At 59.0% G+C, this 15,186-nt stretch carries 12 protein-coding genes; 5 read left to right on the top strand and 7 right to left on the bottom strand.

All coding sequences use genetic code 11. The features are described 5' to 3' along the window. Positions 1 to 47 precede the first annotated feature (47 nt). The 4 genes from Q0U90_RS04705 to Q0U90_RS04690 all read left to right on the top strand — a co-directional run bounded on the left by Q0U90_RS04705 (position 48) and on the right by Q0U90_RS04690 (position 5,576). Positions 48 to 1,160 (top strand): polyprenyl synthetase family protein, encoded by a 1,113-nt coding sequence (locus tag Q0U90_RS04705; protein WP_297452227.1) that lies wholly within the window; start codon positions 48 to 50, stop codon positions 1,158 to 1,160. A gap of 18 nt (positions 1,161 to 1,178) precedes the next feature. Next, a complete protein-coding gene (crtI, locus tag Q0U90_RS04700; protein ID WP_297452225.1) occupies positions 1,179 to 2,879 on the top strand; it encodes a phytoene desaturase family protein in 1,701 nt (566 codons plus the stop codon). A gap of 87 nt (positions 2,880 to 2,966) precedes the next feature. Then, positions 2,967 to 4,589 carry an alpha-(1->6)-mannopyranosyltransferase A gene (locus Q0U90_RS04695; protein ID WP_297452223.1) on the top strand — a complete coding sequence of 541 codons (1,623 nt, stop codon included), beginning with the start codon at positions 2,967 to 2,969 and terminating at the stop codon, positions 4,587 to 4,589. A gap of 6 nt (positions 4,590 to 4,595) precedes the next feature. Next, positions 4,596 to 5,576, top strand: coding sequence for a phytoene/squalene synthase family protein (locus Q0U90_RS04690; RefSeq protein WP_297452221.1), 981 nt, complete (start codon positions 4,596 to 4,598; stop codon positions 5,574 to 5,576). Positions 5,577 to 5,589: 13 nt separating this feature from the next. On the opposite strand, the gene Q0U90_RS04685 is transcribed toward Q0U90_RS04690, so the two are convergent. Next, positions 5,590 to 5,964, bottom strand: coding sequence for an Rv2175c family DNA-binding protein (locus Q0U90_RS04685; protein WP_297452219.1), 375 nt, complete (start codon positions 5,962 to 5,964; stop codon positions 5,590 to 5,592). Between the two features lie 79 nt (positions 5,965 to 6,043). Here Q0U90_RS04685 and Q0U90_RS04680 point away from each other — a divergent pair, with 79 nt between their 5' ends. After that, positions 6,044 to 8,425 (top strand): Stk1 family PASTA domain-containing Ser/Thr kinase, encoded by a 2,382-nt coding sequence (locus tag Q0U90_RS04680; RefSeq protein WP_297452217.1) that lies wholly within the window; start codon positions 6,044 to 6,046, stop codon positions 8,423 to 8,425. A 63-nt stretch (positions 8,426 to 8,488) separates the two neighbouring features. Here the strand turns inward: Q0U90_RS04680 and Q0U90_RS04675 are convergent, their stop codons facing one another. From Q0U90_RS04675 to Q0U90_RS04650, 6 genes are all read right to left on the bottom strand, one after another. Then, positions 8,489 to 9,874 carry a class II 3-deoxy-7-phosphoheptulonate synthase gene (locus Q0U90_RS04675; protein WP_297452215.1) on the bottom strand — a complete coding sequence of 462 codons (1,386 nt, stop codon included), beginning with the start codon at positions 9,872 to 9,874 and terminating at the stop codon, positions 8,489 to 8,491. A gap of 69 nt (positions 9,875 to 9,943) precedes the next feature. Further along, positions 9,944 to 10,435 (bottom strand): polyadenylate-specific 3'-exoribonuclease AS, encoded by a 492-nt coding sequence (locus Q0U90_RS04670; protein ID WP_297452213.1) that lies wholly within the window; start codon positions 10,433 to 10,435, stop codon positions 9,944 to 9,946. Positions 10,436 to 10,582: 147 nt separating this feature from the next. Then, the gene (locus tag Q0U90_RS04665; RefSeq protein WP_297452211.1) at positions 10,583 to 11,374 is read right to left on the bottom strand and encodes a lysophospholipid acyltransferase family protein; all 792 of its coding nucleotides are present in this window, start codon (positions 11,372 to 11,374) and stop codon (positions 10,583 to 10,585) included. A gap of 103 nt (positions 11,375 to 11,477) precedes the next feature. Continuing rightward, positions 11,478 to 12,491 carry an ROK family protein gene (locus Q0U90_RS04660; protein WP_297452209.1) on the bottom strand — a complete coding sequence of 338 codons (1,014 nt, stop codon included), beginning with the start codon at positions 12,489 to 12,491 and terminating at the stop codon, positions 11,478 to 11,480. Positions 12,492 to 12,500: 9 nt separating this feature from the next. After that, the gene (locus Q0U90_RS04655; RefSeq protein ID WP_297452207.1) at positions 12,501 to 13,655 is read right to left on the bottom strand and encodes a glycosyltransferase family 4 protein; all 1,155 of its coding nucleotides are present in this window, start codon (positions 13,653 to 13,655) and stop codon (positions 12,501 to 12,503) included. A 123-nt stretch (positions 13,656 to 13,778) separates the two neighbouring features. Further along, complete coding sequence (locus tag Q0U90_RS04650; RefSeq protein ID WP_366516628.1) at positions 13,779 to 14,792, bottom strand: NlpC/P60 family protein; 1,014 nt, start codon at positions 14,790 to 14,792, stop codon at positions 13,779 to 13,781. Positions 14,793 to 15,186: the final 394 nt, after the last annotated feature.

The raw sequence follows: 15,186 nt of genomic DNA, 5'->3' as shown, positions 1-15,186 counted from the left end.
TGTCCTATCCTTGAGACAGCATTACCCGCCATCGACGAGAGGCTCACATGAGCGAAGAACTGGATTTGGCCGCGCTGCAGCCCCGCGAAGTACCAGCAGTTGTTACCAAAACTCTGGAAGATTACCTCAAAAGCCGCGGTGCCGATGTCGCGTCGGTCGATGAGGGCTACACGGAAGCCATAGATTCGCTCCACTCTTTTGTCCTCAATGGGGGAAAACGTGTGCGTCCCGCTTTCGCTTGGCAGGGATGGTTGGGGACTGGTGGTCTCGAAGGCCGTTTCGCCTCAGCAGAGGACTCCCAGGCTGTGATGAACGCGGTCAGCGCTCTAGAGCTCATCCAGGCCTGTGCGCTCATCCACGACGACATCATCGACGATGCTGATACGCGCCGTGGCGCACCGACGATTCACAAGGTCTTCGAGGCAAAGCATGAGGCCAATAACTGGCACGGTGCCGCCGACCGCTTCGGCATCTCCGCTGCCATTCTCATTGGCGATGTCGCGCTGAGCTGGGCTGATGACATGCTGCATGCTTCAGGTCTCAGTTCAGCGGCACTGAACCGTGCACTGGTGCCCTGGCGTGCCATGCGCACCGAAGTCCTCGGCGGCCAACTGCTCGACATCACTGCCGAGGCCAGCCGTGATAGCCGGGTCGACACGGCGGAGAAAATCAACCTGTTCAAGACTGCCGCCTACACCATCGAGCGTCCCCTTCACATCGGCGCCGCAATTGCAGGCGCACCGGCGGAACTGGTTGAGGCCTACCGCAGCTTCGGCCGTGACATCGGTGTGGCATTCCAGCTCCGCGACGATCAGCTGGGAGTTTTCGGAGACCCCGAAGTCACTGGTAAGCCTGCCGGCGACGATCTCCGTGAGGGCAAGCGAACCGTTCTGGTCGGCCAGGCCCTGAGCCTGTACCGCGATTCCGCACCGGACAAAGCCCGTTTCATCGATGAACACCTGGGGGCGGTCACATCTGCCGCTGACATCGACGAATTGCGCAATCTCATTGCCGAATCCGGCGCTGCCGATGCCGTTGAACGTGAAATCGACCGCCTGACCAGCCGCGCTTTTGCCACCATCGAAAACGCCGACCTGCCTGCAACTTCGCGCGAGAACCTCATTGCCATGGGAGTTCGCGCCACAACCCGCCAGCATTAGACCAGGTGTTGCGCAGTCATGTCCGCCTCTTCCACCACCCATGTCCCGGCTAGGTCACCGCGTTTGCGCCGCGCTGTCGCTCGTCCTCATAAAGGTGCGAAACCACAGTTGACCATCATCGGCGCAGGTCTGTCTGGACTTACCGCAGCACTATATGCCATCGCCGATGGATACAACGTCACCGTGCTCGAGCGGGAAAGCTTCGTCGGCGGTCGCTGCGCCAGCGAACCCATTTCCATTGACGTCGACGGACAATCACTCACCGCCGTCTTCGACACTGGCGCAACGGTATGGACTATGCCCTCGCTTGTCGACGATGCCCTCGCCGCCGTAGGCCTCTACGCGCGTGATATCGACCCGGGTTTTTCTGCCTCGCCAATCACGCCGACCTATCGTGCGGAATTTGCCACCCGCGGCGGACTCGACGTGTTTTCCAATGAAGACATGATGGCCGATGAGCTCGCCCGCTTCGGGGCCGCGGGCTCCACCATCGCCGGTTACCGCAAACTCTGCACGTGGCTACAGGCCCTTTTCAATGCCTGCTTCGACAATTTCATGTCCCGCAGTTTTGACCGCGTTACCGACCTGTTCACTGGGCCCGGCGCGCTTCGCGACCTGACAACCCTTCTCCGCCTCGGAGCCTTCGGTGCACTCGAGCCAAAGATTCGCGCTTTCCTCGGCGACAATGATCTTGCTCGCGTATTCAGCTTTCAGGCACTTTACGCGGGTGTGCCTCCAGCCAAGGCCCGTGCGGTCTACGGCTGTATCTCCCACATGGACACTTCTATGGGTGTCTTTTACCCGCACTCCCCCACATTCGGTTCGGGTATGGGGGCAATCGTTGAGCTACTCGCCGAGGCAGTCCGCCGCGCTGGCGGCACCATCGAATTCGGCGTGGACGTCACCGACCTGAAGCTCGATGAGACCGGTCTCGTCTCTGCTATCACCACGACAGCTGGCGAGCGTCCTACCGATGCCGTTATCGCAACTACCGATTTGCCTGTGGTGCAGGGCTGGCTTCACGACGCCACCACCTCTACCGCTAGCGGTTCATCGAAGCTGCGTGGCCTTCGGGACGTCGTAAAGCGAATCCGATCGCGACGGCTGTTCCCAGTGCGATTTTCGCCGTCTGCTGTGGTGGCGCACGGACTGATTCCAGTGTCGGAAACGGAGAAGTGGCCGAAGCGGCATCACCTGATCTCGTTTGGTGAAAAGTGGAACGAGACCTTCGAAGAGATTTCATCGCCTCACCACGGAAAGTTGATGTCGGACCCGTCGCTGCTGGTCACCAGGCCTGCGGTGAGCGCGTCGGAGCGTATCGTGACAGATGCCAACGGCATCCAGTGGGAGCCCGTCAGTGTGCTCGCGCCGTGCCCGAACCTGCAGTCGGCCAACCTGATTTGGTCGCGGATTGGTGCGGACTATGTGGCGCAGATTACCGCCGAACTGGAGCGACGGGGACTCACTGGAATCTCCACCGAGTGGCGGGTAGGCCGGATTGATACCCCTCAGCAGTGGCAGGAGCGCGGCATGGGCGTTGGCTCACCATTTGGGCTCGCGCATCTATTCCGGCAAACGGGACCGTTCCGCCCCCGCAACTTCTCCCCGAAGATGCCGGGGAATGTAGTGCTGGCGGGATCGACGACGGTGCCAGGTGTTGGCGTGCCGACGGTCATGATTTCCGGCCGTCTTGCGGCACAGCGGTTCGAAACTCCGTAGTTGCCGAGTGCCTCCCGGATGTCTGTCGTCTCTTATTGACCAACTAGGATTAATGCATCAGCAATGTTTCGATTGTTTTAGGTTGACATGAATTTATCGCGGAGTGCTCAGCTGGGTGTCTACGGTGGCATCCTGATTGCTCTGGGCTCCTACGGTTCCGGCGCGAATCGCTACCGTGGCGGTATTGTCCACGCTCTAGGTCTCGACTGGATTACCTACGGTCACGGTCAGATTTTCTGTGAGATTGTGATTTGGATAGGCATCGCCCTGCTGCTGGTCTCATGGCTACGTATCGGCCGAGAACTGCTGTTTTCGAAGGGATCCATCCGGGAGGTTGTGACTGGCCCTGCTCTCGCTGAGGGGACGGAAAAACCTGCTGGCTCGGCCACAGTGCATGCTGGCAGCGATGAGTCCGCACTGCGCCGTTTCAATTCGATTCTGCTGGCCTGGGCAATTCCCCTCTCACTGGCTGCCCCGCTGTTCTCCCGCGATGTCTACTCGTACCTCATGCAGGGCGCGATGGTCCGCGATGGTTTCGATCCCTACACCGAGGGCGCTGCGGCCAATCCGGGGCCGATGCTGCTGGAGGTATCGGCCGACTGGCGCAACACCACCACTCCATATGGCCCGCTACACCTGGGAATTGGCGAGGTCATCACGCGTATCGTCGGCGACAACATCACCGTTGGCGTGATTCTCTACCGCATTGTGTGCCTGCTGGGCTTCGCCGCCATTGTCTGGTCGATTCCGCGAATTGCCCGCGCGCTTGGCGCAAACCCAGCTTTTGCACAGTGGCTCGGCGTGCTCAACCCACTGGTACTGCTGCATCTGATTGCGGGTATGCACAATGAAGCGCTAATGGTCGGCTTAGTTAGCCTGGCGCTGGTCGCGGCACTGCGCATGGAGCGTCTGCAGGGTGGTCTGGTCGCCGCTGTCCTTATCGGTATCGGCGTAGCGCTGAAAGCAACCGCTGTCCTGGCCTTGCCGTTCGTGGTGTGGATTGTGCTGACCAGGCGCGAGCCCATCACCACTGTCCAAGAGATGCTGCGCAAGATTCCGATGATTGCCGGTGTGGGCATCGTGCTAGTAGCGGTGTGCGTCGGCACGCTTGCAGCGGTGACATGGCTGACCGGCTCAAGCTGGGGATGGATCTCCGAGATCAGCGGCAATACCAAGGTGATTAATCCACTGGCAGCACCTTCAGCAGTTGCTGGAGTGATTTCCGCAGTCATGGTGTGGTTCAACGACGATATCGGCTTTAACTTCATAGTTAGCTACGCACGCGTGGTCTCCTCTGTCATCATGTTGGTAGGGCTCGTAATCTCCTGGTTCTACTTCCGAGCCACCCCACGCGACAATGTCGCCGGTATGGTTGCCGCCTACGTCGTGGCCTGCGTGTTCAATGCTGTGGCACTGCCCTGGTACTACGCCAGCTTGCTGACCCCGATGGGCACCATCCGCCCACCACGGTGGATTATTCAAGGAACCGTGATGTTCACGTTCATTCTGTCGCTGTCGTTCGCCGGTGGCGGTAATCACCGCTTCTACGACGCGCCCTGGATGATTATCATCACCATTCTCGGTTGGCTGGCGGCAGGCTGGCTGACCACTGGGGAGTTCAGCTGGAAGTTCCCGTGGCGCGACGATAGGGCCGCCGACGACACTGATTCCACGACTCCGAGCCTGTCGAAATCTACCGAGGCTGCATAGTTGTCCATGCCCGCCTCACAGTCTCCCTCGACCATCGCGCTGCCGAACTCCTACGAGCTTTGCCGCGATATTATGACCTCTCACGGCCGAACGTATTCCCTGGCCACGCGTCTATTGACATCGCGTCAGCAACGTGCGGTATGGTCCCTCTACGCCTGGGCCCGCATCGTCGATGACTACGTCGACTGCCCCGCTGACACCGATTGCTCCCCCGCACACATCGAAGCTACGGTCACGCATTTGAGCGAGCTCTTTCACACAGCTGTCGTCACCGGTTCGCTTGACGACGTTCACCGCGGCCGCGACCGTGCTGTCATCTCGGCAGCCGCACAGACTTTTCGCGACTACGACATCAATCCTCAGCTCTCAGCGGACTTTGTCCACTCCATGCTGATGGACGTTCCCAACACGTCCTGTCACATCGCGCATTTTGAAACCTGGGAGCAGCTTAACTCGTATATGTGGGGCTCCGCTGCGGTCATCGGTCTGGAGATGATGCCGATTCTCGGCACACGCACGGGACTCTCCAGAGAGGACGCTGCCCCTTACGCCGAGTGCCTGGGCAAGGCCTTTCAAGTAACAAATTTCCTCCGCGACATTGCCGAGGATTTCCAGCGTGGCCGCATTTACCTACCGCTGGATCAGTGGGAGGCCTTCGGCGTGGAGATCGACGAGATCGGTTACTGTGTCACCACTGGTCAGACGACCCCTGCAGTGCGCCAGACGTTGGCCTACTTCATTGCCCGCAACCGCGCCCTCTACGCCGAGGCCAGCAGCGGCGTGGAGATGTTAGACATCCCCGGGCGCCAAGCCATTCGCGCCGCAGAGATTCTTTACTCGGATATTCTCGGCGAAATTGAGCGTGCGGACTACAACGTCTTTGCACAGCGAGCTCAAGTGGGATGTGCTCGAAAAGCAAAAATCGCCCTACCACTGCTTTTCACAGCAGTGACCGGGCGATTGCGACAAGAATTGTCAGGTCGTTGAAGACCTCCGCGAGCTAAAAAGCCATAGCCTGTGCGCGGCGCATCACTTCGCGAGCGAGGTGACCGTGCAGGGCATCCACCGGACGCCCAGGCAGAGAATCATCTTCGGAAAACAACCACTCCAGCGATTCTTCTCGCGTGTAGCCGCCGTCGGCAAGCAAGGCGAGTGCGCCGGGAACAAAACGAGCGACTTCGTCGCCCTCGAAGAAGCGAGCGGGAATTTGTGGGATGCCATCGCGGTTGACTGCAATAAGGCGCCCCTCCTGCAGCAATGCGTGAATACGGGTGACAGCGACACCAATGAGGTCGGCGGCATCGGGCAGCGCAAGAGTGGGTTCGTCGGCGCTGAGGACATCGTGGCAAGTTGGAATCTTTCTCACACTGGTCACTTTAGCGCGTTGGCTTCGCAGTAGGTACGTCCCCATATACTTGTTGGAAGCAACTGATTGGAATAGGGAAGGCTGGTTTATGTCGCAGCTTGTCGAGGGGCAGATTCTCGATGGTCGCTACCGTATTGGAGCCACCATCGCACACGGTGGGATGAGCACCGTGTACTGCGCCACCGATTTGCGGCTCGATCGCAGGGTGGCCGCGAAGGTCATGGATCCGCGCTTTGTCAACGATGAGTCTTTCCGTATCCGCTTCGAACGCGAGGCCCGTGCAGTCGCGCACCTCGATGATGAGTCACTGGTCAATGTCTACGACCAGGGCACAGACCCGGCTGGACACGTATTCCTCATTATGGAGTTCATCGACGGCGGCACGCTCCGCGAGCTGCTCCGTGAGCGCGGCCCAATGCCACCGCATGCAGCTGCCGTCGTGATGCGCTCAGTTCTGCGTGCCCTATCGGTGGCACATTCCCGTGGTATGGTGCACCGCGATATCAAGCCGGAAAACGTTTTAATTTCCTTCTACGGTCGCGTGAAGCTGGCGGACTTCGGTCTGGTACGCGCGGCTGCTGATGCCAAGGTGACCTCTAACTCGGTCATCGTCGGTACCGTGGCTTATCTCGCCCCAGAGCAGGTCACGGGCGAATCCATCTCCCCCGCCTCCGACGTGTACTCCGCCGGTATCTTGCTCTTTGAGCTGCTGACCGGCACTACCCCGTTTATCGCCGATACTTCACTCGGTGTCGCTATGAAGCGCCTGAACGAAGATGTCCCTCCGCCCTCCGAACTCATCGACGGCGTTCCAGAGGAGTTCGACGAGTTGGTCGCCCGAGCCTGTGCTCGCAGGCCGGAGGATCGCTTTGAAAGCGCCGAGGAATTCGCCGATGCGCTCGAAGATATTGTGTACGAATTGGACTTGCCGCCGTTCCGAGTACCTTCCCCTGTGAATTCGGCTGCCGCCAACGCCGTCGCTATCGAGGACCCCATCCCGGACATTCGCCGTCCAGTCCCCCGGGACAACGGCCAGGTGGATGACCACCACGACACCGCAGAGACGACACCCGAGCGCTTCGGTCACGATGATTATGCTGGCTACGGCTTGTCGACGGACACCCCCGGCTACCCAGAAGCTCCTCCGCCACCGGGACCACCGAACATCTTCGCCGATTTCGACGACCCAGATGCGGGGCGGACACGCACTTTTGACCGCCATGATGGGTACATCGCCGCTGACTGGGACACACCGGAGCCACAGACCGGAGGACCCGTACCAGCAGAGATTTCGGGTGGCCCTGCGTACCCGCAGTCACCGCATACGCAGGGTTCCCAGCATCCGCAGCCTAAATCAGCTCAGACAGTACCGCCGAAGAGCCGTCGCGCCACCCGACAGCGGACTCGACGCGGGTGCGCACTATGGCTGATTATCGCGCTCGTTGCCACGCTCGGCATGGGCCTCGGCGCATGGTGGTTGGGCTCTGGCCGCTACGGCGAGGTCCCTTCCATCACTGGGCTGTCTCAACCGCAGGCGATGACCGCTATCAGTGAAGCGGGCTTTGAACCGGTGGTTGATGAACGCTACGACAATGACGTCGCGGTGTCCCAGATTATTGGCTCGGAACCCTTAGCCGGTGCCCGGGTTGTCCGTGGCGACGATGTGCGTGTTCTGGTCAGCCTCGGACGCCCAACCGTGCCCGCGTATCCTGCGAACCACTCTAAGGAAGTGTTCAGCGCGGCGCTGGCTAAGCGGACGTTGATAGAAGAAGTTGGAGAGCCCGTCTTTTCCGATGACGTTTCCACCGGTGGATTGGTCTTTGCCGTTCCCGCCCCCGGCCAGTCGGTCGATGTTGGCTCAGTCGTAACTGTGCATTATTCCAAGGGGCCAGCTCCGGTGAAAGTGCCTAAAATCGTTGGCCTTAAAGAAGATGAAGCCCGTGAGCTATTGGGCAAGGCTGGGCTGGAAGTCCGCGAGGTATCGGAGGAATTCTCCTCCTCTGCGGAACCCGACGAAGTTACTTCGGTGTCCCCAGAGGAAGGCACTGGGCTCGAGCGCGGTAGCTCAGTCACTCTGACCATCAATAATGGCATCAGGGTCCCCAATGTAGTGGGCAAACCGGAAGATACGGCCCGAAAAATCCTGCAACGCGAGGGCATTGAGGTCAACGAAGTAAAGGACTCATCATCGTCTTCTCGCGACTTCGGCCGTGTTGATGCTGTCTCACCGAATGCAGGAAAGTTGGTTGACCCCAACAATGCAACCGTTACACTGACGGTCTCCAGAGCGGTGAAGGTGCCACAGCTGATTGGTAAGACTGTCGAGCAGGCACGTCGTGAAGCGAAGAAACAACACCTTGACCTGGAAATTGACGACTCTGCCAGCGACAGCGACCGAATTGTGCTGCAGTCCCCCATGCCGGGCTCGAAAGCCACGGCGGGCGACAGCATTGAGGTCAGCACACTGTAAAAAGCTGTGCTGCAGTTGCAGTTACAGCTGCAGCTAGTCGCAACTAGTTGCAGCTGGTTGCAATTAGTTGCGCAGCATCTCGGCGACCAGGAAGGCCAGCTCCAGCGACTGCTGAGTGTTCAGACGCGGGTCGCATGCGGATGCGTAGCGGCCTGGCAAATCAACATCGGAAATGTCCTGCGCACCACCGAGGCACTCAGTAACGTCCTCACCGGTCAGCTCCACGTGAATACCGCCCGGGTGCGAACCGATTGAGCGGTGCACCTCGAAGAAGCCCTGAACCTCGTCGACAATGCGGTCGAAGTGGCGGGTCTTGTAGCCGTTGGAAGCCGAGTAGGTATTACCGTGCATCGGGTCACACTGCCAAATGACCTTATGCCCGGAAGCTTCAACAGCCTCGACAATCGGTGGCAACACGGAGCGCACCTTGTCATTACCCAGGCGCGAAGTCAGGGTCAGGCGGCCCGGCTGGAAGAACGGGTCAAGCTTGTCGGCGTAGGCGACGGCTTCCTCCGGCGTGGTGGTCGGGCCAATCTTCACACCGACCGGGTTGCCAATCATGGCAGCCAGGTTGACGTGGAAGTCCTCCATGCCACGGGTGCGCTCACCAATCCACAGTTGGTGTGCCGAGAGATTGAACAGCTCCTGGTCGCCCTCGTTTTCGGACAGACGCAGCATTGCGCGCTCGTAGTCAACAACCAGCGCCTCGTGCGAGCAGTAAATCTGCGCGGTCTGCAGGTTGGAGTCAGCAACACCGCAGGCGGCCATGAACTGCAGTGCGTGATCAATCTCGCGTGCCAAGTCCTCGTAGCGGGCACCGGCCGGTGAGCTACTGACGAACTCTCGGTTCCACTCATGCAGGCGGTGCAGGTCAGCAGTTCCCGAACCGGTCAGGGCACGAACCAAGTTCATCGCCGCAGAAGCGTTGGCGTAAGCACGTACCATTCGAGCCGGATCGTGAACTCGAGCTTCTTCAGTCGGCTCAACGCCATTGACCATGTCACCGCGGTAGCTGAGCAAACCGTCACCATCGATGTCCTTCGAGCGCGGCTTGGCGTACTGGCCTGCGATACGGGCCATCTTTACAACAGGAGTGGATGCGCCGTAGGTCAGCACAACCGCCATCTGCAGCAGGGTCTTCACATTTGCGCGAATGTGCGGCTCAGTATTGGACTCAAAGGTCTCCGCACAGTCACCGCCCTGCAGCAGGAAGGCCTTGCCATTGGCGACGTCGGCAAGCTCCTGGCGAAGCTTACGGACCTCAGGCGCAACGACAATTGGCGGCACTGTTTCGAGAATACGACGCACGTTAGCAGCTGCGCGCGCATCCCAGCTTGGCTGCTGTAGAGCTTGGCGAGAAACAACATCAGCAAAGCGGTCAGCCATCTCGCCAGGAAGCGGCGGCAGATCGGGCAGGTCATCTACAGGGAGATCAATAGTCCAACTCACAGAAGTTCATTGTAATGCCCGCGCAAGAAGGGTGTTAGTCAGGTCACCAAATACTGAAGAATCCGCTGATTAGTCGAGTGGCAGCTTCTGCGCGATTCTCTGGAATTTCACCAGATTGTGCTGGGCATCCGCCAGCGCATCATGCTTTCCTGCAGTCTGCCTTGGAAGGCGCGGCTTGCCCGCCATCTCCCAATACTGCTTGAGTTCGCGGGTATAACGCGGCATGACCTGTGGCAACTTGGTCATATCACCCCAGAGCTGCACCAGAGCGATGTGGTCGTAGGCGCCTACCCACGCCCACAGCTCCGGACTGCCGGTACCGGGCTCTGTGAAAAATGCCAGCAGCTCCTCGCGGATAGTATCCCGGTTCTTCCACAGCGGAGAGGAGGGGTTGGGCAGCTGATTGAGCACATTGGCCCGCACCCATGGTCCGGCCTTGCTCTCATCAAACTCGGTTGACACCGCGTAGTATTCGCGGCCATCCTCAGCCACGACACCGATGGAGACAAGATCAATTGTCTTGCCATCCTCAATGAACTCGGTGTCATAAAAATAACGCACGGTGCGGAATCCTCTCTAGCCTCAGTCTCGCCTCGGCTAACTCGCGACAAAACTGTAGAGCCCTACCGAGCAAACCCCTCCCCATGCGCCGAATCGACATCGAGAAGTGCGCAGCCCCACTGTCGCGAAACCTATTTGCGCCCTATTCTATCGAGCGCGTCGGAACCAGCGACGAGGGGTTGGCTTCGGCCCCGGAGCCGGAACTGTTAGTTCACCACCCGGCTCAGTACCCTTCGGATAACCGTTGCCAGCTTCCAAAGACTTCTTCACATCGGTCGCATATGCATTGACATATTCCTGACCCGAGAGCTTCTGAATCTCCTTGATCAAGTCATCCGTCAGTGCTCTAGCTGCCTCGTACTCATCGCTGTACTTCGCTTTGTATTCCGACGGATCGATCGGGTCACCGATAATCGTGCCCACCTTTACCGGACGCGGAATCCAGGTACCAATCGGATTGGCTTTCTCCGTGTCAATCATCGCCATCGGGAACACTGGCACACCGGTCTCCAGTGCCACACGCGCCGCACCGGTTTTACCGCGGTACAGTCGACCGTCTGGACTACGAGTTCCCTCCAGGGAAATACCCAACAAATCTCCGCGCGACAACACCTTCAAACCGGCGTTCAGCGCATCACGAGCCGCATCACCAGAGGTACGGTCAATCGGAACCTGGCCCACCGAGGAGAAGAAGAACTTCTGAATACCGCCAACAAAACCCGGCGTCGTGAAATACTCCGCCTTCGCCAGGAACGTCAGCTGGCGACGACAGACCAGCGGGAAGTAAAAGTGATCCATCACAGCCAGATGATTCGACACCATCAGCGCTGGGCCTTCCTGTGGAATCTTCTCACCACCGATGTAGTAGGGGCGATTATAAATCCGCAGCCAAGGACCGATGAGGATGTACTTAAAGAACTTGTACCAGCGATTATTCACAGTTTAAAACTATACAGGTTCACACCTGTAAAGGGATTCAATCCCACAGCTATTCCCCCACCTTTTCGCGGGCGGAATCCCCTTCCAGCCCCCACATGCCGCTTTACGACGATGCCGTGCCCTCGGCAGCCACGACGCTGCGTGCAATATCCGCGACACCAATCATCCCGGCATCAGCGCCCAGCTCAGCAATTCGCACATCCGCCACCGGACGATACCCAGCACCAGTGAGATTGCGCGCAAACTCGGCCTTCGCCTTGTCCAAATACAAATCGGAAGCCGAGGCGACACCTCCACCGATGACAATCAACTCCGGATCAAAGACATCTCCCACCATCGACAGGCCGCGGCCGAGCCAGGTAGCAAAGTCATCAATCGCCGCCAGAGCCAAACCATCCCCCTGCCGAGCAGCCGAGACGACATCGGTGCCAGTTACTGAGCCGGCCACGAGACCGTCGGTAAGCCGCGAGTAGTAGCGACCGGATTCGACGAGCTCCTGCGCGGTGGTGACCAGCGCCGTACCTGAGCAGTAACGCTCTAAGCAACCGCGCTTACCGCAGGAGCACGGGCGACCATCCGGCACTACGGTGAGGTGGCCGAGCTCCGGTGCCGTGCCGTACGCACCGCGGTAAATCTCACCACTCTGCATCATCGCACCACCAATGCCCGTGCCGAGCGCAAACAACACCCAGTTGTCCGCGCCGCGCGCTGCACCAAAGCGATACTCGCCCCACGCCGCCGAGTTGGCATCGTGCTCAAGCTGCAGCGGACACGGAAGAAGCAAGGACAAACGCTTGACGACGTTCGCATCACGCCAGGGCAAATGCGGAGCAAAGCGAACCGTTTGACGGTCCGAATCCAAGAAACCAGCCACAGCTAAACCGATGGCACTGACATCTGGGAAGCGCTCAACTAAGCGCTCGGAAGTCTGAACAATGCCTCGTTCGATGGCATCCACACTGCCATCGGAGCTGGTTTGGACCCGGTACAGCACCTGCCCATCAGCGCTGACCACTGCAGCGCGCAGGTTTGTTCCACCAATATCGAAACCGATTGCCGGGCTGTCAGCGGTCGTGGACTCGTCTGAGCTCGAATGAATCGGAATGTCGATGGCCATAACAGCTAATTATAAAGGGCTTCCGCAGGTTCGGAGAATTCGACGGGCGCGTGCAGCCATGACTTCCCAGGTCCACGACTCCACCACATGTTCACGACCGCGGCACCCCATGGCAGCCGCGCGTTGCGGGTTGTCCAGAATCTCAAGCAGACCAGCAGTGATGCTACTCCGGGAGCCACCGTCGACAACGATGCCGGTTTCTCCGTCTATGACAGTTTCCGGCGCACCGCCTGAATTGCCCGCTACTACTGGGACTCCGCAGGCTTGAGCTTCCAAGTAGACGATGCCGAGCCCTTCCACGTCGAGCCCTCGGCCACGGGTACGAGCGGGCATGGCGAACACTGTGGCGGCGTTGTAGTAGGCAGGAAGGTCCTCAAAGGATACCTTCCCGGCGAAGATAACTTGCTCGGAGACTCCGAGCTTTTCTGCCAGCGTTTCCAGCTCCCGCTTCAGCGGACCAACGCCCACAATCAGCAATTGAGCGTCTGGGTGCTGCCGAAGTACCTCAGGCATAATGCGGATGAGCATATCCTGCCCTTTTCGGCGCACCAACCTGGAAATACAGACAATAAGCGGCTGCGACTCGCCAATTCCGTGACGTTGCCGAATCTCCTGTCCAGCCTCGGGATTCGGGGAGAACCTTTCGATATCAACGCCGGAAGGTAGGCGCTCAAACGCTGCACGAGGGCCAAAAGCTGCTGCGAATCGACTGCGAGTGTAGCGGGAAATATAGGTAACAACATCGGAGCTCTTGCCAATGCGCCCCAGCACCTGTCGAGCCACTGGCAGCATCGACCAGCCCACTTCATGGCCGTGAGTGGTAGCGACAATGCGGGTTGCACCTGCGCGGCGGCACGCGTCGGCAAGCAAACCCAGTGGGGCGGCGGCACCAAACCACACGGTGTCGATGCGTTCGGTGCGGATAATCTGAGCGGCGCGGCGGGCGACATGTGGCAGCGGCAACAATACCGAGTCTCGCATTCGGTAGACGCGGTACGGTAGCGATTCGTCGTAGGCGCGGAGCTTATCTTCGGCAGCGCGCGAAGACGCGAGGACCACGAGGTTTTCTGAATCCAAACGTGCACAGAAATCTCGTAGGTAGGACTCAATTCCACCGTCGCGAGGTGGAAAGTCATTCGTGATGAGCAGTACGCGCGCAGACATGGAGACGAGTTTATCTACCTTGATGAAAAAGATGCGAAGGCAGGACCAAAATGATTAAGCGGCGGGCATCGCGGAAGCCCTATAGACCTCCACCGATGCCCGCCGCCGTATATCTCGCCCTAGTTAGAAGCGAACTGCACCCTGGTAGGGGCCACCCTGATCGATAGAAACGACCTGGACTGGAATGCCGTAGTCGGAAGCGTGGACAATCTGGCCATTGCCGATGTACATGCCCACATGGGTGATGCCCGGGTAGTAACCAATAATGTCGCCCGGCTGCAGCTGGTCACGGCTAACCGGGGTGCCACCGGCAAGCTGGGCCTGCGAGGTACGGGGAATGGACTTGCCAACCTGCTGGTAGGCCCAGTACATCAGGCCAGAGCAGTCAAAGGCAGACGGACCAGCAGCTCCCCACGAGTACGGGGCACCCAGTTTAGACATCGCGGCATCAACAGCAGCGGACGAACCAAGCAGGTTATCCAATCCCTCGGTGACTGGATTGTTCTTCGATGTCCAAATTTCGCGCTGTTGGGCGTTCAGCGAGTCAACCATGGACTTAACGCGCTCTGCACGCTCATCGAATTCAGCGCTGCGCTTATTCAGCTCATCGCGGCGTTTGGACAGATCATCGAGCTGCTTGTGGATGTCATCCTGCAGACGCACTGCATTCGCCTTGCCGTCCTCCGCATCCTTGCGAGCCTGGACTGCGCGGCTAACGATTTCGTCGTTATCGCGGAACATCTTGTTGATGTATCCGGCACGGTCAATGGCATCCTGCGCACTAGTAGAACCGAGCGCGGCGGACAATGGGTCGACAATCTCGCCGCGCATGCGCTTCTTGGCAAAGTACGAAATCTCACCAGACAGCGCATTAAGGTCGTCTTGAGCTCGAGCAACCTGATCTTCGGAGGCCTGCAATTCGGTTTCGGCGCGGTGGAGTTCGTCTTCCTTGGCCTGAACCTGGGTATCCAGCTTCGTGACTTCCTCAGATACCGCTTCGGTGTCTCGGGAAATCTTTTCCAACTCGGCAATGATGCCTTCAGCGGTTGCCAAATCCGGAGCTGCCTGAGCGTCCTGCGCGGAGGCAATCGGAGCCAGCCCAACGGAGCCAAAAGCCACACCGGTCACCACTGTCAGCCCGACTACACCACGGCCAGACTTGTGAAGACGGCGAGATGCGCGAGACCGAAAGAATTCACGACGGGTTGCGCCGGCATCAAGACTCGGCAAATCCGCACCCTTTTCAAATTTTGTATTCAAATTTCTTCCCCGAAGATTAAAAACGTCAAACCACTTGACGCATTCGAGCAAATTGTAGCAGCCTTACCCCGGAACGACACGCCGACAAACGCCCAGCGCACAAGGGCATCAAAGAGGAGCGTCCTGGCTGGTTACCCGCACCGACATTCCCCACAAAGCAAGGAAGACGAGCACGCTTAGGTGCTTCACGACGCGCGTAGCGTCGACACCCGGGTGCTCGCCCTATTAACTCTTAACCGAGTTCATGGTCTGCAGGGGCACTAACCCCTGC

The organism is uncultured Corynebacterium sp. (genome assembly GCF_946998835.1).
GTDB lineage: Bacteria > Actinomycetota > Actinomycetes > Mycobacteriales > Mycobacteriaceae > Corynebacterium.
The sequence above is the reverse complement of the archived record's forward strand: the minus strand, read 5'-3'. Positions and strand labels throughout refer to the sequence as shown.

Excerpts from the sequence above, each read along its gene's own strand:
- Q0U90_RS04705 (WP_297452227.1), top strand. The coding sequence starts at position 48 with ATGAGCGAAGAACTGGATTTGGCCGCGCTGCAGCCCCGCGAAGTACCA.
- Q0U90_RS04690 (WP_297452221.1), top strand. The coding sequence starts at position 4,596 with ATGCCCGCCTCACAGTCTCCCTCGACCATCGCGCTGCCGAACTCCTAC.
- Q0U90_RS04660 (WP_297452209.1), bottom strand. The coding sequence starts at position 12,491 with ATGGCCATCGACATTCCGATTCATTCGAGCTCAGACGAGTCCACGACC.
- crtI (WP_297452225.1), top strand. The coding sequence starts at position 1,179 with ATGTCCGCCTCTTCCACCACCCATGTCCCGGCTAGGTCACCGCGTTTG.
- Q0U90_RS04655 (WP_297452207.1), bottom strand. The coding sequence starts at position 13,655 with ATGTCTGCGCGCGTACTGCTCATCACGAATGACTTTCCACCTCGCGAC.
- Q0U90_RS04680 (WP_297452217.1), top strand. The coding sequence starts at position 6,044 with ATGTCGCAGCTTGTCGAGGGGCAGATTCTCGATGGTCGCTACCGTATT.
- Q0U90_RS04695 (WP_297452223.1), top strand. The coding sequence starts at position 2,967 with ATGAATTTATCGCGGAGTGCTCAGCTGGGTGTCTACGGTGGCATCCTG.